Below are 16752 nucleotides of genomic sequence, written 5' to 3'. Positions count from 1 at the left end.
CCGGCATCCGCTGGATGCCGGGCCCTTCTGCGTGCGGAACGCGTCGCGCCGTGCCCGCCGTGGGACACGACGAAGGCCCCGAGCCGGAGCCCGGGGCCTTCGCTATGCGGCTTACTTGATCCGCGTGGTGGTGTTGTCTGCGCCGAACTCGTAGACGCCGATCGCGGCGCCCTTCGGGTCGTTGTTCTCGTCGAACGTGATCTCACCGGAGAGGCCGTCGTAGTCCGGCGTGCCTCCGTCGTTGATGATCGCGGCGCACTCGGCGAAGTCCTTGCACTTCTCGCCGTCGCCCTCGCCACCCGAGACGGTGATCATCTGCTCGGCGATGTCGGCACCCTCGACCGAGCCGGCCTTCAGGGCCGCCAGGGCGATCAGGATCACGGCGTCGTAGGCCTCGGCCGAGTAGGTCACGGCGTCGATCGGGTCGTTGCCGTCGGCCGTCCAGACCTCGTTGAGCTGGTCGAGGAAGTCCTGCGGCAGCTCGGCGCCGGCGCGCGTGCCCTTCGAACCCTCGAGGCTCACCGGGATGTCGGAGCCCCAGTCCTTCAGGTTTCCGTCGACCAGGTAGAGCGAGCCGGTGTCGATGCCCGCGTTGGCGAGCAGCGGCGCGATGGTCGCGAACTGGTCGTACGAGACCACGGCGACCGCGTCGGGCTTGGCGGCCGCGATCTCCGACACCTGGGCGTTGAACTGGCCGTCACCCTGGTTGTACGACGCGTCGGCGACGACCTCGCCGCCGGTGCCCTCGAACGTGGCCTTGATGGCCTCGAACAGGCCGGTGCCGTACGGGTCGTTCTGGTAGATGATGCCCAGCGTCTTGTGGCCATCCTCGGCGATCTGGTTGCCCAGCACCTCGCCCTGCAGGTTGTCGCTCGGCGCCGTGCGGAAGTACAGCGGGTTGATGCCCGTGAAGTCGGGCGACGTGTTCGACGGCGAGACGGTGAGGATGCCCGCACCGGCGTTGCTGTCGAGGATCAGCTTGGTGACGCTCGACGACGCGGCACCGATCATCGCGGTGATGCCCGCGTTCTGCAGGTTGGTGATCGACGTCTCGTAGGCCTTGTTGTCGAGGTCGCCCTCGTCGGCGGTGGTCAGGTCGATCGTGACACCGGCGTCGGCCTCGTTGATCTGCTGCACGGCGAGCTGCACGCCGGCTTCCATGGGAGCGCCGAGGAAGGCGAGCGATCCGGTGGCGGGCAGCAGCGAGCCGAGCTTGAGCGTCAGGTCGGCGGCCGGCTTGTCGCCGCCACCCTCCGACGGCTCGGCGTTCGGCGTGCTGCTGCAGCCGGCGATGACGATGGCGGATGCGCTGACCAGCGCGATCCCGGCGAAGACCTTCGCGGTGCGCGAGCCCTTCAGTGCGTTCATGGATGCTCCCTTGCGTGACTGAACGTGGATTGTGACCACAGGCGGGTGCTCTAACACTAGGGCGTGAGGTCAGCGCGCAGGGGGTGCAAGTATCTCGGTGCGTTAACGATCCGACACCCGGTGTCGCCGCGGTCGAGCCCGGGGATCAGAGCAGGGCGGCGCGCGCGATCCGGCGTCCCCGCCGCCCGGCCAGCAGCAGGTCGGCGACGAACACCGCGATCGCGATCCACACGAGCACGAACCCGATCCATCGCTCCGGCGGCATCGGCTCGTGCAGCACCACCACGCCGATCAGGAACTGCATGATCGGCGTGAGGAACTGGATCATGCCGATCACGGCCAGGTTCACGCGGCGCGTCCCCGCCGCGAACAACAGCAGCGGCACCGCCGTCGCGACGCCCGCGAAACCCAGCAGCAGCGCGTGCACCACACCGTTCGCGCCCATCGTGAGGCCGGAGGTCTGCGCCACCACCACCAGCTGCACCACCGCGATCGGCAGCAGCCAGAACGACTCCAGCGTGAGCCCGCTCACCGCGTCGACCGCCGGACCGATCTTCTTCTTGATGAGCCCGTACACACCGAACGAGGCGGTGAGCGACAGTGCGATCCACGGGAAGGAGCGGTACGCCACGATGATCACGACCACCGCGATCGCGGCGATGCCCACCGCGACCCACTGCAACCGGCGGATGCGCTCCTTGAGCACGAACACGCCGAGCAGCACGGTCGTGATCGGGTTGATGAAGTAGCCCAGCGCCGTCTCGACCACGTTGCCGCTGAGCGTGCCCAGCAGGAACACCTGCCAGTTGATGTAGATGAGCAGACCGGCCAGTGCCGTCCACCCGAGCAGCCGGGGCGTGCGGAGGATCACGCGAATGGCCGCCCACCCGCGCGTGACCGTGAGCAGCAGCAGGCAGAACACGAAGGACAGCACCACGCGCCACGCGACGACCTCCCACGGGCCCGTCGGCGCCAGGAGCAGGAAGTACAGCGGCAGGACCCCCCACAAGACGTAGGCGGACGCGGCGTAGACGACGCCCGCGGTCGGGGTGGCGCGGGCGGTCTCGGGGGTCACCGCACAACCCTATGCCCGCGGCGCGACCCCACCGCGCCGGTCACCGGGCCGCTCGGGAAGATCGGCGGGAAGTGACCGACGATTGGCGGAAACGCAGAAGAGGTCCGGATGCCGTGGCATCCGGACCTCTTCGGATCCGTGGCCCCGCGCGCGGCGGGGACGGGATTCAGCTGATCAGCGGACGACGACCGCGAGGACGTCGCGAGCCGACAGGACGAGGAACTCGTCGGCGCCGAACTTCACCTCGGTGCCGCCGTACTTGCTGTAGAGCACGCGGTCGCCGACGGCGACGTCGAGCGGAACGCGGTTGCCGTTGTCGTCGATGCGGCCGGGGCCGACCGCCACGACCTCGCCCTCCTGGGGCTTCTCCTTGGCGGTGTCGGGGATGACCAGGCCACTCGCGGTGGTCTGCTCGGCCTCGACCTGCTTGATGACGATGCGGTCCTCGAGCGGCTTGATGGAAACCGACACGGTCTACCTCTTCTTTCTTGACGCTGACACGAAAGACTCGTTCGCACTCTCAACCCGAGAGTGCTAATGCCAGTGTAGGCGGTCGGCTGGCACTCATGCAATGCGAGTGCCAGCCCGGGAACGTCCGCCCCCGCGCGCCTAGGCTGAAGGCGTGGAGATGTCCGAGCTGCGTGCCCTGCTGACCCCCGCCGGCCTCGAACTGCTCGACGGCACCGGCGAGGTGGGCTCGACCGCAGAGGCCGCCGCCGCGGTCTCGCGTCTGCGCGCGGCCGGGCACTCCCCCGACCTCGTCTCCGCCGTGGTCGGCCAGGCGCACCTGCGGGCGAAGGCCGCCGCGAAGTTCGGCCCTTTCGCGGCCCGCATGCTGTTCACCAGGGCCGGCCTCGAACAGGCCACGCGCCTGGGTGTCGCGGCCCGGCACGCGCAGCGCCTGCGCAGCGCGGGGATGACGGCCGTGGCCGACCTCGGCTGCGGCATCGGCGGTGATGCGCTCGCGTTCGCGGGCGCCGGACTCGACGTGCTGGCGGTCGACGCCGACGAGGTCACCGCCGCGATCGCCGCCTACAACCTCGCGCCCTTCGGCGACAGCGTCACCGTGCGGCACGACACCGCGGAGGACGCACTCGGGGAGCCACGACCCGGCCGCGCCGTATGGATGGACCCCGCCCGCCGCACCTCTGGGCACAGCGAGACCCGCCGCGTCGCCGCGGACGACTACTCCCCCTCGCTCGACTGGGCCTTCGGGGTCGCCGCGCGGCAGCCCACAGGGATCAAGCTCGGCCCCGCGCACGACCGCGACGCCCTGCCCGACGACGCCGAGACGCAGTGGATCAGCGCCGACGGGAGCGTGGTCGAGCTCGTGGTGTGGACGCGCGAGCTCGCGCGAGACGGTGTGCGCCGCTCGGCGCTGCTCATCCGCGGCGACCGGTCCCACGAGCTCACCGCCGCGGCGGATGCGGAGGACGCCCCGGTGCGCGACCTCGGCGCGTTCCTCCACGAGCCGGACGGCGCCGTGATCCGCGCCCGCCTGATCGGGGATGTCGCGCGCAGCCTCGACGCGGGCATGCTCGACCCCCGCATCGCCTACCTCACGTCGGACACCGCCCTGACGAGCCCGTTCGTGCAGAGCTTCCGCGTGCGGGACGTGCTGCCGATGAACACCAAGGGCATCAACGCGGCGTTGAAGGCGAACGGCATCGGGCGGCTGGAGATCAAGAAGCGCGGGGTGGACGTGGATCCCGCGGCGTTCCGGCGCATGCTCACGCTGAAGGGCGACGCCGAGGCGACCCTGATCCTCGTGCGGATCGGCGACCGGCGCCGCGCGATCCTCGCCGACCGGGTGTCCGCGGCCGACTGATCGCTCAGCCGTCCGGGTCGCGATCGGGGATCTCCACCCGGATCGGATCGCCGGGCGGACCCGTCGTCACCAGATACGAGTCTCCGGACGGCGCCTCGGAGAACACCGCCCCGGTCGTGACCGACAGGTACGGGGCCTGCCAGCGCGTGAACTCCACCTGGACCACCGAGACCGCGATCACGTCTCCCGACTCCTGATCGACGTCGACCACCTGCACCCCCAGCCCGGACTCCAGGGCCTCGCTGATCGGGGCGCACTGGCGCGAGGCGTCGGCATCCACGATCAGACACCGCAGGGACACACCGGTGTCCGACGGACGGTCGGCCAGCCACACCGGCTCCCCGTGGAAGAACCCCACCAGCGACAGCCCGAGCTCGTAGCCGTCCGCCAGGAGCTCCTCGGCCCTGGTGCGCTGCTCGCCCTCGAACTGCGACAGCACCGACGAGTTCATGCTCCAGCGCTGGATGCTCACCATCGGCTCGTCGTCGACCGACAGCAGCAGCGTCGCCACGACGTTCTCGACCGCGGTCCCGCCCTCGTCGCCCGGCGGGTCGATCGGGACAGGGACCGTGACGTTCATGCCGTCCGCGGCGTCGTCCGCGGGCAGGCAGGTCGACTGCGAGCGGTCGCCCACATCGAGCACCAGGCACAGTCGCCGGGCGTCGTCCTGCGTCGCGAACCACGCGAGCGCGTCGTCGCTCTGCGCCACCGCCCGCACCGATCCCTGGTCGTAGTCCTCGGCCGCGAGCTCGGCGCGGCGCTGCTCCTGCGCGGCGGTCAAGGGCAGCGCGGCGTCGCGCGGGGCGAACAACGCCCAGCCCGCTCCCACCCCGACCGCCACCAGTGCGAGGGCCGCGGCGACGACGATCGACGCCCGGCGACGCCGCGCGAGCGGCAGCGACGGTGCGTCCTCCGCCGCGGTGCCGTGGGGCTTCGGGACAGCGTCCCCCTCGGACGAGGGGTCGACGTTGTGCCCGGCGGCGGCCTCCGGGGCGGCCTCGCGCGGCCCGGACGCCGCGCTCTCGTGCCGGGCGAAGGCGGAGGCGGAGGCGGGGCCGGACGCACCGGGGCCGGACACACCGGAGGCGGAGGCGGAGGCGCGGCGGGCGTCGTGCAGCGCGCGGAGGCGGCGCGCCTGCACGTCGTCGAGCCCGGGGCCGCGGCCGTAGGCGCGACGCTCCAGCTCGCGCAGCTCACGCTCCGCCGCGTCGGTCCACGGCCCCTCGGTGCCGGGCGTCGCTGCGGCGTCGGGCGTCTCAGTCCCCTCCGGCACCGGCGACACCCCCCTCGCGCGTGATCACCAGGAACATGGGCCCCGCATCCATCGGCAGCTCGTAGCGCGTCATCGCGCCCGAGGCCACATCGGCGACCTCCAGCGTGAGCCCGCGTCCGTACTCGCCGAACGTCTCGGCGGCCTCGCACGTCATCGGCGCCTCCGCGGTCGAGCCGTCGTAGATCAGGCACTGCCGCCCCTCGCCGACCCGCGAGGCCACCCACAGCGGAACATCGCCGTCGTACCCGGCCACCCAGATCGAGTTCGGATCGAACCCGTCCTCCGCCAGGCGCTCGGCGGTGGCGTTCTCCTCGTCGTTCGCGTACTCGATGCCGGTCACGGTGCTCGAGTAGTCGGAGGAGGCGGCGGCGACCGCGGCCTCGCCGCTCGCGGTCAGCAGCAGCTGCGCGCTGACCTGCCTCTGCCGCTCCTCGTCGTCGCCGAGGGTCAGCGAGCCGTACAGCCCGGTGTTCTCGACCTGCTCGGCAGGACCGCAACTGGGCATCGTGCTCTCCCCCGACCCGAGGACGAGGCAGATGCGCGCGCGCTGCTCCTGGGTCGCCGTCCAGATGACCACGTCGTCCTCCACCGCGAGCGCCCGCACCGAGCCGGGGTCGTAGACGCCTGAGGCGACGAGGTCGTTGTGCCACACCTGTTGCTCGGCCGTCAGCGCGACCGCCGGCGCCGCAGATCGGCCGAACGCCGCCCAGCCGATGCCCACGCCGACCGCGACCAGGAGCACCGCGGCGAGCGCGAGGACGAGGGGACGACGGTTCCGCAGCGCCCCGAGGACGCCCGTCGCGTCGGTGCGCCCCGAAAACTCGCTGTCGACGCCGGCACCCGGATCCGAGCCGTCTGCACTCTCCGGCGACGCGTCGCCCGGGCCGCCACCGGACACCGCGTCCGCGCCCGATGCCGAGTCCGTGTTGGCGTCGGAAGCCGGGCCGGTGTCGCATGCCGCGGCATCGCGAGCCGGCACCCCGGAGGCGTCCGCACGCCTCGCACGCCGGAGCTCTTCGAGAGCGGCCAGCCGGGCGGCCTCGGCGGCCGTGAGGGCGCCATCGCGGGCGTAGGCCTTCCGCTGCAGCGCCCGCAGCTCGTCGTCGCCCCCCGCCGACGGCATCGCTAGCCGAGCCTCTCGAACTGCATACCGGCCCACACCAGCCAGGCCAGGCTGTACACGGTCGCGCACAGGCCGAGAGCGAGCGCCCAGCGCGCGATCGCGCGGTTCTCCATCGGACGCCGCAGCGACATGATCGCCGCGATCACCGCGACCACCGCGACCGGGATCCCCCAGCCGACGAAGAACGACGCGCCCAGCGCCACGATCGCCGCCAGCAGGGCCCAGGGCGCGAGCCGCGTGTCGTCGACGGGCGTCGGCTCGGTGACCGACGGCTCCCACTCCGCATCCTCGTGACGGTCGATGTCCGGGCCGCTCACCACCACGGGCTCGATGCCGACCGGACCCGTGGGCAGCTTGCTGTATCCGTCGCGCCGCGCGCCGGGGATCCGCGCCGTCGCCGCCGAACGGTCCACCTGTTCGCTCGCCCGCTCGAGTCGCGCAGGGGGCGTCGGGGTCGCGTCTCCCGCCGGTCGCGGCACGTCGCTCATACCGCCACCGCCTCCGCGACCTGGATCTCGGTCACCGGCAGGGTCGAGTCGGCGCCGAACGCGAGCGTCGACGGCGGACGACCAGACGAGATCAGCTCGGCGGCGAGCGCCGCGATCATCGCGCCGTTGTCGGTGCACAGCGACAGCGGCGGGATGCGGACCGTGACGCCCGCCTCCGCGGCGCGCGCCAGGGCGACCTCGCGCAGCCGCCGGTTCGCGATCACGCCGCCGCCGAGCAGGAGCCGCGGGACTCCCAGGTCGGCGCAGGCGGCCAGCGCCTTCGTGACGAGCACATCGACCACAGCCTCGCGGAAGCTCGCGGCGACATCGGCGATGGGCAGCGCCGGGGCCTCGTCGCCCGCCGCCGCGGCCTCCGCCTCGAACCGCTCCACCCACCGCGCGACGGCGGTCTTGAGCCCGGAGAACGAGAAGTCGTACCGGTGCTTCGCGAGGTCGGACGCCCGGGACAGCCCGCGCGGGAACCGGATCGCCTCGGGATCCCCGCCCACCGCGGCCCTGTCGATCTCGGGGCCTCCGGGGTACGGCAGCGACAGCAGCCGCGCGACCTTGTCGAACGCCTCGCCCGCCGCGTCGTCGACCGTCTCGCCCAGCAGCTCGACATCGGTCGTGAGGTCGCGCACGTGCAGCAGCGACGTGTGCCCGCCCGACACCAGCAGCGCGATCGTCGGGTACTCGAGCGGCTCCGACTCCGGCGTCAGGATGTCGGCGGCGATGTGACCGACCAGGTGGTTGACGGCGTACAGCGGCTTGTCGAGCGACACCGCGAGCCCCTTCGCCGCGCCGACACCCACCATGAGCGCGCCCGCCAGTCCCGGACCGCTCGTGACGGCGACCGCGTCGAGCTGGTCCAGGCGCACCCCGGCCTCGGCGAGCGCGGCGTCGATCGCCGGCTGCAGCGCCTCCAGGTGCGCACGAGCCGCGACCTCCGGCACGACGCCGCCGTAACGGGCGTGCTCATCCATGCTCGACGCGATCGTGTTGGACAGCAGCGTGCGGCCGCGCACGATCCCGATACCGGTCTCGTCGCAGCTCGTCTCGATGCCGAGCACCAGGGGCTCGCTCATGCGTTCGCCTCCTCCGGCGTATCGGCGACCGCGGGGTGGCGGCGCAGGTCCAGACGCATCACGATCGCGTCGACGTCGTCGGGCTGATAGTAGCGGGGGCGTCTGCCGATCTCCTCGAAGCCCTCGGCCCGGTACAGCCCCTCCGCCGGCGGGTTGTCGGCCCGCACCTCGAGGAACATCTCCCTGGCTCCCCGGGCGGCCGCCGCCCGGAGCAGAGCGTGCAGCAGCGCACGCCCCCGGCCCCGACCCCGGTGCTCCGCGAGCAGGGCGATGGTCTGGATGTCGGCGTCGGCGCCGCCCTGCAGAGCCCTGACCCCGCCGTACCCCACGATCTCGCCGTCGACCTCGTCGACCAGATAGCGGCCGTGCGGACTCGACAGCTCGCTCGCCATGGTCTCGCGGCTCCAGGCGTCGGTGGGAAACGACCGCTCCTCGATCGCCATGATCGCGTCGAGGTCGCCCGGCACCGCCTCCCGCAGCGTCACGAACCCACCTTCTTCGGCGCTCCGGGCAGCGTCACGTCGGGGTGACGGAGGTACAGCGGCTCGGCGTCGGCGAGCGTGCGGCCCGCGGCCAGCGCCCGCGCGCCCGCCCTGGCCAGGTCGACCGCGGAGAGCACGGTCGTGTCGACGCGCGGGATGCCGTCGAGGTGGGTGTCCGCATCGACGGCCCGCACCAGCACCGTGTCGGCCACGACCACCGGCAGTCCGTCGTCGTCGAGCCCGTCGAACACCGTGACCGCGACCTCGCGGCGGCGTGCGTCGGTGACGATCGCGAACGGGCCGGACTGCGTCGGCAGGGCCGTGAGCGCCGCCGCGGTGTGGCTCGGGACCGGCAGCACGGGCAGACCGCGGCCGAGGGCGAACGCGCGGGCGGCGGCGATCCCGATGCGCAGCCCGGTGAACGGTCCAGGACCCATGCCGGACACGACGTGGGTGATGCCGTCGGAGCCTCCGTCGCGGAGCACCCCGGCGAGCAGATCGCCGATCACCTCCGCATGACCGAGCGGATCGGCGGTGCCCGCCTCGGCCCGCGGCGTCCCGTCGGGGTCGATGAGAGCGACGGCGGTGCCAAGGGACGTGTCGACGGCGAGAATCACCCCTCCAGGGTAGTCGTCACGGGCCCTCCGGCGCCGTGCAGGAGGGCCCGCCCGCTCAGCCCAGGGGCGCCCTGACCGGGTAGTCCTGATCCTCCAGGATGACCTGGGCGGCCGCGCCCGTCGTCCGGTTCACGACCACGGGCGCCAGGAGGTTCACGCTCACGCCATCCGCCGAGGGGTGCGCGACCACGAGCACCAGGGCATCGTCGGGCGAGCGCAGTGCCAGGTCGTCCACCTGGGCGTCGCTCAGCGTCGGCGCATACTCCCCGAGCACGGTGCTCGGGTCGACCAGGTACAGCCGCAGCGCCTCGTCGGCCACGGCGCGCAGCGCGAACAGCCCGTCGGCGCCGTCGATCGGCGCGAGCGAGAAATCGACGTGCGGGGCGAGCCCGGGAGGCGGGGCGGTGAAGGTGAGCGCCGCGGTCATCGCAGGAAGTCCATCAGCGAGGGCTGCAGCACGCGGGCGTTCACCGCGAGCGCCGACCGGTAGACGAGCTCCTGGGCTTGGAGGCGGATGAGGACCTCCACGGAGTCGACGTCCTCGACCGCCGCGCGGCGGGACTCGAGGGACACGGAATTCTGCACGGCCGCCTCCTTGGCGCGTTCGATCTGGGACTGACGGGTGCCGACCGAGCCCTGCACCCCGAGCATCGCGGTGCGGCGGTCGTCGATCTCGCCGAGCCGCGGCCCGACGTTGGTGCCGGAGCGGAGATCCGCCACGATGCGGTCGACCAGCGCGAACACGGAGTCGTCCCCCGTGCCGAACACGGCCGCGCCGTCGGTGTCGACGCGGACCGAGGCGGCGTCGGACACGCGGCGCGTGACCTCGGAGCCCGCGACGCCGCTGTACGAGTAGTCGGCCGCGAAGGCCGCGGTGTCCGACGTGCCGGCGAACACGGAGCGGCCGAGCAGACGGGTGTTCGCCTGCGCGAGCAGCTCGCCCCTGATGCCCTCCAGCTCCACCGCCAGGGCCTCCTTGGCGGTCGCGTCGAGCGCGCCGTCGTTGGCGCCCTGCGCCGTGAGGTCGCGCACACGGGACAGCAGCGAGGTGCTGGCGGTGATGGCGCTGTCGGCCGCGGTCACCCACGCCAGCCCGTCGTCGATGTTGCGGGCGTACTGCTCGGTGCGGCGCTGCTCGGCGTGCAGCGCCAGGGTCGCGGCCGCGGCGGTCGGGTCGTCCGACGGCGCCGCGAACGCCTTCTGCGACGTCGCCTGGTCCTGCAGCCGCGCGAGCTCGGACAGGTTGGCCTGCAACTGGCGCATGGCCGTCTGGGTCATGGTGGACTGCGTCACGCGAGAGATCACGGTGCTCCTCCGATCAGCGTCCGACGACGCCCGTGCGGTTGATCAGGACGTCGAGGGCCTCGTCCACGGCGGTGAGCACGCGGGCGGCCGCCTGATACGCGGTCTGGTAGGTGAGGAGGCTGATCGTCTCCTCGTCGCCGTCGACGGCCGCGACGGACTGCTGGGCGCCGATGGCCCCCGCCGCCGCCGACTCAGACACCTTCGCGCGCTGCACGTCGGCCGCGGTCGAGACGCCGAAGCGGGTGACCTGGTCGGTCCACAGCGCATCGGGCGAGGTGGCGCGCCGTCCGATCTGCGAGATGAGATCGGCGTTGCTCGCATCCTTCGCCCCCGCGCCCGGAGCCGCCAGGGCCAGCTGGTCGGCGCTCGTCACGGCCACGCGCAGCCCGAGGGCCGCGGAACCCGTCGCCGGGAGGGTGAAGAAGTCGCCGCCCGGCTGACCGGAGGCCGTGACACCGGCCCGATGCTGCGCGTTGAGCGACTCGGCCAGCGCAGTCGCCACACGGTCGTAGGTCGAGGCGAGCTGCGCGAGCATGCCCCCGTCGGCGGCCGGCGCCAGCACCGACAGCGTGCCGCCCAGCTCGCCGCCGTCGACCGAGACCGGAAGGTCGGGTGCCGACTCCCAGATCACTCCGACGCGCTGCCCCGCCTCGATCGCGGTCGGCCCGGTGAGGGCGAGACGGCGGGCGTCGCCGCCGGAGACCAGGGCGTTGCCGCCGAGGCGCAGCGTGAGCGTGCCGTCGCTCTCCAGGGTCCCGGTGCCGCCCGTGAGGCGGGCGACATCCTCCGCGAGCACGGTCCGGCGATCCATCAGCTCGTTCGCCGAACGCCCGGCGGCGAGCGCGTCGCGGATCTCGCTGTTGAGCACGGCGATCTGCTCGGCGGCCGCATTCACCTGATCGACCGCGCGACCCGCCGACTCGCGTGCGGCCGTCCACTGCGCTGCCACCGTGCGGTAGCCGCCGGCCACGTGCGCGGCGAGCTCCTTCGCGGACTCCAGGACGCTCGCCGCGGCGGCGCCGGAGTCGGGCGTGTTCGCGAGCTCCTGCCACCCCGCCCAGAAGGAGGTGAGGCGGTTGGCGAGGCCCTTGTCGGTCGGCTCGCCCAGAGCAGCCTCGGCCGTGGTCGCGGCGAGGGCGCGCGCCGACCAGTAGCCCGAGGTGCCGAGGGCGTCGCGCACCCGCGCGTCGAGCAGGGCGTCACCGAGCCGGGCGACGCCGTCGATCGACACACCGTGGCCGGGGAGCGCCCCCATGCTGAAGCGGCCCGTCTGGGCGACGGCGGCGATCGACGAGGTCTCGACCCGCTGCCGCGTGTACCCCTCGGTCTTCTGGTTGGCGATGTTCTGTCCGACGACGTCCATGCCGCGGCGTGCCGCGGCGAGTCCGCTCGCGGCGGTGTTCAGTCCACTGAAGGTCGACATGGTCCCCTCTCGGTCACATCTCTGTGTCGATGATGCGGGCGGAGTCCTCGCGGGCGCGGTCTCCACGGGTGGTGTACTCGCCGCTCTCGAGGCCGAGCGCGGCGATGGTCTCCTGCGTCGCGCGCAGCACGCCGCTGAGCTGCTCGGCGGTGGAGTCGCGCATCTGCTCGACCTCCGCCGTCAGCCGCACGAGCGCGCGCAGGTGGTCGGTGAGCACGTCGGCCCACGCCCCCTCCGGCGCGTGCTCGATGAGCTCCGTGATGGTCGCCTCGTCCGAGGCGCCCCACTCCTGCGCGACTCCGGCGACCTCGACGGCCCTGGACAGTCCTGCGCTGCGCAGACGATCGAGTACCTGATCGATCTCGCGTGCCGCAAACTGTATCCAGTGCGATCGGCCAGCCGCGAGCAGCAGTTGCTGCTCGTCGAGCTTGAAAAGCAGCATCTCGAGCAGCTCGCGCTCGCGCCAGAGCTGCATCGATAGTTCGTTGGCTCCCATGATCCCCTTGTTCCCCAGCGATCCCCCGCCCCAACGCCGGTGCGATCGACCCGCCTGTTAACGGTTCATTAATCCCTATCGGCCGCCGCGCCCATAAGGTTACTATGTGGAACGGCGGTGGTTAGTTCTCCCCATGTACATATCGCGAATTATGTGATATGCGCATCTACCCCTCGCCATGGAGCTTCCGGAGTGCATCCAGAGAGGTGGATCATCCCCCATGTCGTCGCGCGCTGAGCGCAACCGCCTCGTCGAGGCCAACCTTCCCCTGGTCGGCTATCTCGCTGCGGACACCCATGCTCGGGCAACCCACATCCCCCGCGAAGAGCTCGCCGCCGTCGGCGCGCTCGCCCTCGTGACCGCCGCCGACGCCTACGACCCCGCGCTCGGCGTCCCCTTCGGCGCCTACGCCCGGCGCCGCATCCTCGGTGCGTTCGCCGACGAGATGCGCTCCATGGACTGGGCGTCCCGCGGCATCCGCAAGCGCATCAAGGAGACCGTCGCCGTGCGCGACACCCTCACTGCCGCCCTCGGCCGCACGGCCACCGTGACCGAGGTCGCGACGGCCATGGGCTCGCCCAGGGAGGCCGTGTCGGAAGCACTCGCCGACGCCGCGCGCACCGTCTCCACCATCGACGACCCGGCCGCCCGCGACCTCGTCGCCGACGTGCCCCTGCCGGAGGAGTCCGCCCTGGTCGGGGAGCGCCGCGAGGTGCTGGAGCACGCGATCGCCGCCCTTCCCGAGCGCATGCGCCGCATCGTGCTGGCCGTGTACATCGAGGAACGGCCCGTGAAGGAGATCGCCGAAGAGCTGGGGGTGACCCACTCCGCCGTCTCGCAGCAGCGATCGGAGGCCGTGCGGCTGCTGCGCGACGCGCTCGACCGCTACTTCGCCGAGGGCACGGTGGAACCCGTCGCCTCCACCCGCATCTCCCCCGCCGCCCGCGACGCCTACTTCGGCCGGATCGCCGAGGCCGCCGGCGCCCGCATCGGCGATGTGTTCCGCACCGCGGCCCCCGCCTGACCACGCCGCATCCCTAACGCGCGCGCCTCCTCCGCCGATAGGTGTGAGCGGGAGACCACGGACGGTCCCCCGTACAACACATCACGGAGGAAACCCTCATGGGTATGCAGATCAACACCAACGTGTCGGCGCTCAACGCCTACCGCAACCTGTCCAACACGCAGAACGACGTGTCGAAGTCGCTCGAGAAGCTCTCGAGCGGTTTCCGCATCAACCGCGCAGCGGACGACGCCGCCGGCCTCGCGATCTCCGAGGGCCTGCGCTCGCAGGTCAACGGCCTGAACGTCGCGGCCCGCAACGCCCAGGACGGCATCTCGGTCATCCAGACCGCAGAAGGCGCCCTGACCGAAGTGCACTCCATCCTGCAGCGCGTTCGCGACCTGACCAACCAGGGCGCGAACGACTCGAACAACGCGAAGTCGCGCAACGCCATCCAGACCGAGATCTCCGCCCTGGGCGACGAGCTCACCCGGATCGCGGCGAGCACCAACTTCAACGGCATCAAGCTGCTCTCGGGCGGCACGACGCTGACGTTCCAGGTGGGCGCGGGAGCGGTCGCCGCCGAGGACCAGATCTCGGTGAACCTGACCAACTTCGCCACGCTCGGTGCCGACATCAAGACGCTCGCGACGGGCATGACGGACGCGGCATCGTACGGCGCTGCTCTGGCGGGCATCGACACGCAGATCCAGGCGGTCTCGACCGCACGTGCCGGCTACGGTGCGCTGCAGAACCGCTTCGAGTCGACCATCAACAGCCTCAACGTGTCGGCCGAGAACCTCGCCGCCGCCGAGAGCCGCATCCGCGACACCGACATGGCGTCCGAGATGGTCAAGTTCACGTCGGCGAACATCCTGTCGCAGGCGGGAACGGCGATGCTCGCGCAGGCCAACCAGGCCAACCAGGGCGTGCTCCAGCTGCTGCGCTGATCCGCACCGCAGCACTGAATCGCACCGGGGGTCCGGGTGACGGCGCCGTCCGTCACCCGGACCCTCCCCCACACGGAAGGGATCGCGCATGTCGCTCTCGCTCGACGGCCTCGTGTCCGGCCTGAAGACCACCGACATCATCAAGGCGCTGATGGACGTGCACGCGATCCCGCGCACGCTGCTCAAGGCGAAGATCGACGACAAGAACGCCGTCATGACGCAGCTGCGCACCCTCAACACCGCCGTGCAGAACCTCGCGACCGCCGCCGAGAAGGCCGCAGCCCCCGGTGGTCTCGACCGCTTCACCGGCACCTCGTCGTCCGACACCGTGAAGGTCGCGCTGCGGGCCGGAGCCGTCCCGCTCACCACCGACATCGTCGTCGACCGCGTCGCCCAGACCCACACCGTCGTCACCGCCGCCTCGCGCGGCTGGCCCGTCGACCCGCCCGTGCTCACCCTGGAGAACGCCGCGGGCGAGCGCGTGCAGGTGCAGGCCGACTCCGCGTCGATCCAGGACATCGCGCAGGCGATCAACGACGCCGACACGGGGATCGTGGCCACCGCCGTGCCCGCCGGGCGCGACGCCGACGGCAACCCGCTGCACCGCCTGCAGCTGCGCGCCGAGGACTCCGGTGAGGCCGGGCGCTTCCGCGTGTACCGCGGCGATATCGCCGCCGTGCAGAACGGAACCGCGACCGACGTCGCCACCGAGACCGGCGCGGCCGTGATCGCCACCGGCACCGACGCGCAGGTGCGCCTGTGGGCAGGAACCGGCGCCGAGCAGGTGCTCACCTCGACCAGCAACACCTTCACCGACCTGTTCGAGGGCGTCGACGTCACCGTCTCCACCCCCTCCACCACCCCGGTCACCGTGACCGTCGCCGTCGACACGGCCGCCCGCACCAAGGCCTCCGGCGAGTTCATCGCCCTCGTGACCGACATCTTCACCCGTATCGACAACGGCTCGAAGGCGACCGTCCCCACCGGTCAGGGCGGCAAGACGACCCTCGGCGTGTTCACCGGCGACAGCACCATCCGCGGCATGCGCACCGCGCTCGCCGACGCCGTGCAGCACCCGGTCGACGGCGTCTCGCCCTCCACCATCGGCATCTCGACCGACATGTACGGCAAGCTCACGTTCGACGAGGACAAGTTCGCCGAGGAGCTCGCGAAGGACCCGGATGCGGTCGGCGCGCTCTTCTCCGCGGTCGCCGCGCGCATCGAGGAGACCGCGACGTCGTTCTCCGACAAGTACGACGGTCTGCTCACCACCCGCATCACCGGGCAGGAGAGCGAGGTCAAGAGCCTCGGCGAGCAGATGGAGCGCTGGGACGTGCGCCTCGCGCAGCGCAAGGCCACCCTCGAGCGCACCTACGCCCGGCTCGAGGTGATGCTGTCGCAGATGCAGTCGCAATCGTCGTACCTGGCGTCGCAGATCAACTCGCTGCCGAGCAGCCGCTCCGGATCGGACTCGTGAGCATGAACGCCGCCCTGCGCGCCCAGCAGCGCTACCGCGAGGACGCCATCCTCTCCGCGCCGCCGGAGCGACTGGTCACCATGCTCTACGACCGCCTGCTGCTCGACATCGAACGCGGCGAGACCGCCCAGCGCGCGGGCGACTGGGCCGAGGCGAACGCGCAGCTGCAGCACGCGCAGGCCATCGTCGCCGAACTGTCGTCGTCGCTCACCGACGAGTGGAACGGCAGCGCCGGCCTCCGCTCGCTCTACGTCTTCCTCAGTCAGACGCTCATCGGCGCGAACATCGGCCGCGACCCCGAACGCACCAGGGCCTGCCACGGCATCGTCGCCCCGCTGCGCGACGCCTGGCACGAGGCGTCCCGGTCGCTCGCGGAGAGCCGCGCGTGAGCGCCGACGCCTGGGAGGAGCTGCTGGACCGGCTGGAGCAGGAGGCCGAGCGCATCCTCGCCGCACCCGACGGAGCCGTCGAGACGCACGAGCTGCCGCCCTGGACGCCGCCGCCCGCGCCGCTGCCCGCGCACCTCGCCGACCGCGCCCGCCGCGTGATCGACCGCCAGCGCGCGGCCATGGACCGCGTACGCCACGAGATCGACGGCGTCCGCCAGCACCTCGGCGCCGTGGGGCGCGTACCGGCACCGCGCGAACCCGACGCACCGGCCTACCTCGACGTGGACGGCTGACGGCCGCCTAACGCACCCGGCCTGCCTGCCGACAGTGCACCGTGAGCACGGATGGCTCGCAAGACTCGGCCAGGGAT

At 72.1% G+C, this 16752-nt stretch carries 19 protein-coding genes; 6 read left to right on the top strand and 13 right to left on the bottom strand.

Annotated elements, in window-relative coordinates; translation table 11 throughout:
- Positions 1 to 111: 111 nt before the first annotated feature.
- The 3 genes from ACWH95_RS09655 to groES form a co-directional block, all read right to left on the bottom strand.
- Positions 112 to 1368 carry an ABC transporter substrate-binding protein gene (locus tag ACWH95_RS09655; RefSeq protein WP_136035191.1) on the bottom strand — a complete coding sequence of 419 codons (1257 nt, stop codon included), beginning with the start codon at positions 1366 to 1368 and terminating at the stop codon, positions 112 to 114.
- 145 nt (positions 1369 to 1513) lie between these two features.
- On the bottom strand, positions 1514 to 2443 hold the full coding sequence (gene rarD / locus ACWH95_RS09650) for an EamA family transporter RarD (RefSeq protein ID WP_136035192.1): 930 nt from the start codon (positions 2441 to 2443) through the stop codon (positions 1514 to 1516).
- Positions 2444 to 2617: 174 nt separating this feature from the next.
- On the bottom strand, positions 2618 to 2914 hold the full coding sequence (gene groES / locus ACWH95_RS09645; RefSeq protein WP_017203655.1) for a co-chaperone GroES: 297 nt from the start codon (positions 2912 to 2914) through the stop codon (positions 2618 to 2620).
- A gap of 151 nt (positions 2915 to 3065) precedes the next feature.
- Here groES and ACWH95_RS09640 point away from each other — a divergent pair, with 151 nt between their 5' ends.
- Entirely contained in the window at positions 3066 to 4271 is a 1206-nt protein-coding gene (locus ACWH95_RS09640; RefSeq protein ID WP_454120588.1) for a THUMP-like domain-containing protein, read from the top strand.
- Between the two features lie 4 nt (positions 4272 to 4275).
- Here the strand turns inward: ACWH95_RS09640 and ACWH95_RS09635 are convergent, their stop codons facing one another.
- Genes ACWH95_RS09635 through flgN form a run of 10 tightly spaced genes read right to left on the bottom strand, consistent with a single transcriptional unit; the run spans position 4276 to position 12563 of the window.
- Complete coding sequence (locus tag ACWH95_RS09635) at positions 4276 to 5544, bottom strand: hypothetical protein (RefSeq protein WP_454120587.1); 1269 nt, start codon at positions 5542 to 5544, stop codon at positions 4276 to 4278.
- Positions 5528 to 6667: a hypothetical protein gene (locus ACWH95_RS09630; protein WP_454120586.1), complete on the bottom strand. Its 1140-nt coding sequence runs from the start codon at positions 6665 to 6667 to the stop codon at positions 5528 to 5530. The genes ACWH95_RS09635 and ACWH95_RS09630 overlap by 17 nt, the downstream gene beginning before the upstream one ends.
- Before the next feature lie 2 nt (positions 6668 to 6669).
- Complete coding sequence (locus tag ACWH95_RS09625; RefSeq protein WP_454120585.1) at positions 6670 to 7155, bottom strand: hypothetical protein; 486 nt, start codon at positions 7153 to 7155, stop codon at positions 6670 to 6672.
- On the bottom strand, positions 7152 to 8240 hold the full coding sequence (tsaD, locus tag ACWH95_RS09620; protein ID WP_136031037.1) for a tRNA (adenosine(37)-N6)-threonylcarbamoyltransferase complex transferase subunit TsaD: 1089 nt from the start codon (positions 8238 to 8240) through the stop codon (positions 7152 to 7154). Before tsaD ends, ACWH95_RS09625 begins: the two co-directional genes overlap by 4 nt.
- Positions 8237 to 8725, bottom strand: a complete 489-nt coding sequence (gene rimI / locus ACWH95_RS09615; RefSeq protein WP_136031039.1) for a ribosomal protein S18-alanine N-acetyltransferase — start codon at positions 8723 to 8725, stop codon at positions 8237 to 8239. Before rimI ends, tsaD begins: the two co-directional genes overlap by 4 nt.
- Positions 8722 to 9339 (bottom strand): tRNA (adenosine(37)-N6)-threonylcarbamoyltransferase complex dimerization subunit type 1 TsaB, encoded by a 618-nt coding sequence (gene tsaB / locus ACWH95_RS09610; protein ID WP_247638451.1) that lies wholly within the window; start codon positions 9337 to 9339, stop codon positions 8722 to 8724. Before tsaB ends, rimI begins: the two co-directional genes overlap by 4 nt.
- A 55-nt stretch (positions 9340 to 9394) precedes the next feature.
- Positions 9395 to 9766 (bottom strand): flagellar assembly protein FliW, encoded by a 372-nt coding sequence (locus ACWH95_RS09605; protein WP_136035474.1) that lies wholly within the window; start codon positions 9764 to 9766, stop codon positions 9395 to 9397.
- Complete coding sequence (gene flgL / locus ACWH95_RS09600) at positions 9763 to 10644, bottom strand: flagellar hook-associated protein FlgL (RefSeq protein WP_136031046.1); 882 nt, start codon at positions 10642 to 10644, stop codon at positions 9763 to 9765. Before flgL ends, ACWH95_RS09605 begins: the two co-directional genes overlap by 4 nt.
- A gap of 13 nt (positions 10645 to 10657) precedes the next feature.
- Entirely contained in the window at positions 10658 to 12067 is a 1410-nt protein-coding gene (flgK, locus tag ACWH95_RS09595) for a flagellar hook-associated protein FlgK (protein ID WP_136031048.1), read from the bottom strand.
- Positions 12068 to 12080: 13 nt separating this feature from the next.
- Entirely contained in the window at positions 12081 to 12563 is a 483-nt protein-coding gene (gene flgN / locus ACWH95_RS09590) for a flagellar export chaperone FlgN (protein ID WP_136031050.1), read from the bottom strand.
- Between the two features lie 220 nt (positions 12564 to 12783).
- On the opposite strand from flgN, the gene ACWH95_RS09585 reads away from it, so the two are divergent.
- The 5 genes from ACWH95_RS09585 (at position 12784) to ACWH95_RS09565 (ending at position 16675) form a co-directional block, all read left to right on the top strand.
- A complete protein-coding gene (locus tag ACWH95_RS09585; RefSeq protein WP_247638448.1) occupies positions 12784 to 13587 on the top strand; it encodes a sigma-70 family RNA polymerase sigma factor in 804 nt (267 codons plus the stop codon).
- 98 nt (positions 13588 to 13685) lie between these two features.
- Positions 13686 to 14516, top strand: a complete 831-nt coding sequence (locus tag ACWH95_RS09580; protein WP_136031054.1) for a flagellin N-terminal helical domain-containing protein — start codon at positions 13686 to 13688, stop codon at positions 14514 to 14516.
- 88 nt (positions 14517 to 14604) lie between these two features.
- Positions 14605 to 15993, top strand: a complete 1389-nt coding sequence (fliD, locus tag ACWH95_RS09575; protein ID WP_136031057.1) for a flagellar filament capping protein FliD — start codon at positions 14605 to 14607, stop codon at positions 15991 to 15993.
- Positions 15994 to 15995: 2 nt separating this feature from the next.
- A complete protein-coding gene (gene fliS / locus ACWH95_RS09570; protein WP_136031073.1) occupies positions 15996 to 16382 on the top strand; it encodes a flagellar export chaperone FliS in 387 nt (128 codons plus the stop codon).
- Positions 16379 to 16675 (top strand): hypothetical protein, encoded by a 297-nt coding sequence (locus tag ACWH95_RS09565; protein ID WP_136031059.1) that lies wholly within the window; start codon positions 16379 to 16381, stop codon positions 16673 to 16675. The genes fliS and ACWH95_RS09565 overlap by 4 nt, the downstream gene beginning before the upstream one ends.
- Positions 16676 to 16752 lie beyond the last annotated feature (77 nt).

It is taken from the genome of Microbacterium sp. NPDC055502 (assembly GCF_053643635.1).
The sequence above is the reverse complement of the archived record's forward strand: the minus strand, read 5'-3'. Positions and strand labels throughout refer to the sequence as shown.

Excerpts from the sequence above, each read along its gene's own strand:
- tsaD (WP_136031037.1), bottom strand. The coding sequence starts at position 8,240 with ATGAGCGAGCCCCTGGTGCTCGGCATCGAGACGAGCTGCGACGAGACC.
- flgK (WP_136031048.1), bottom strand. The coding sequence starts at position 12,067 with ATGTCGACCTTCAGTGGACTGAACACCGCCGCGAGCGGACTCGCCGCG.
- ACWH95_RS09655 (WP_136035191.1), bottom strand. The coding sequence starts at position 1,368 with ATGAACGCACTGAAGGGCTCGCGCACCGCGAAGGTCTTCGCCGGGATC.
- fliD (WP_136031057.1), top strand. The coding sequence starts at position 14,605 with ATGTCGCTCTCGCTCGACGGCCTCGTGTCCGGCCTGAAGACCACCGAC.
- ACWH95_RS09630 (WP_454120586.1), bottom strand. The coding sequence starts at position 6,667 with ATGCCGTCGGCGGGGGGCGACGACGAGCTGCGGGCGCTGCAGCGGAAG.
- flgN (WP_136031050.1), bottom strand. The coding sequence starts at position 12,563 with ATGGGAGCCAACGAACTATCGATGCAGCTCTGGCGCGAGCGCGAGCTG.
- ACWH95_RS09605 (WP_136035474.1), bottom strand. The coding sequence starts at position 9,766 with ATGACCGCGGCGCTCACCTTCACCGCCCCGCCTCCCGGGCTCGCCCCG.
- ACWH95_RS09625 (WP_454120585.1), bottom strand. The coding sequence starts at position 7,155 with ATGAGCGACGTGCCGCGACCGGCGGGAGACGCGACCCCGACGCCCCCT.
- ACWH95_RS09585 (WP_247638448.1), top strand. The coding sequence starts at position 12,784 with ATGTCGTCGCGCGCTGAGCGCAACCGCCTCGTCGAGGCCAACCTTCCC.
- fliS (WP_136031073.1), top strand. The coding sequence starts at position 15,996 with ATGAACGCCGCCCTGCGCGCCCAGCAGCGCTACCGCGAGGACGCCATC.
- ACWH95_RS09580 (WP_136031054.1), top strand. The coding sequence starts at position 13,686 with ATGGGTATGCAGATCAACACCAACGTGTCGGCGCTCAACGCCTACCGC.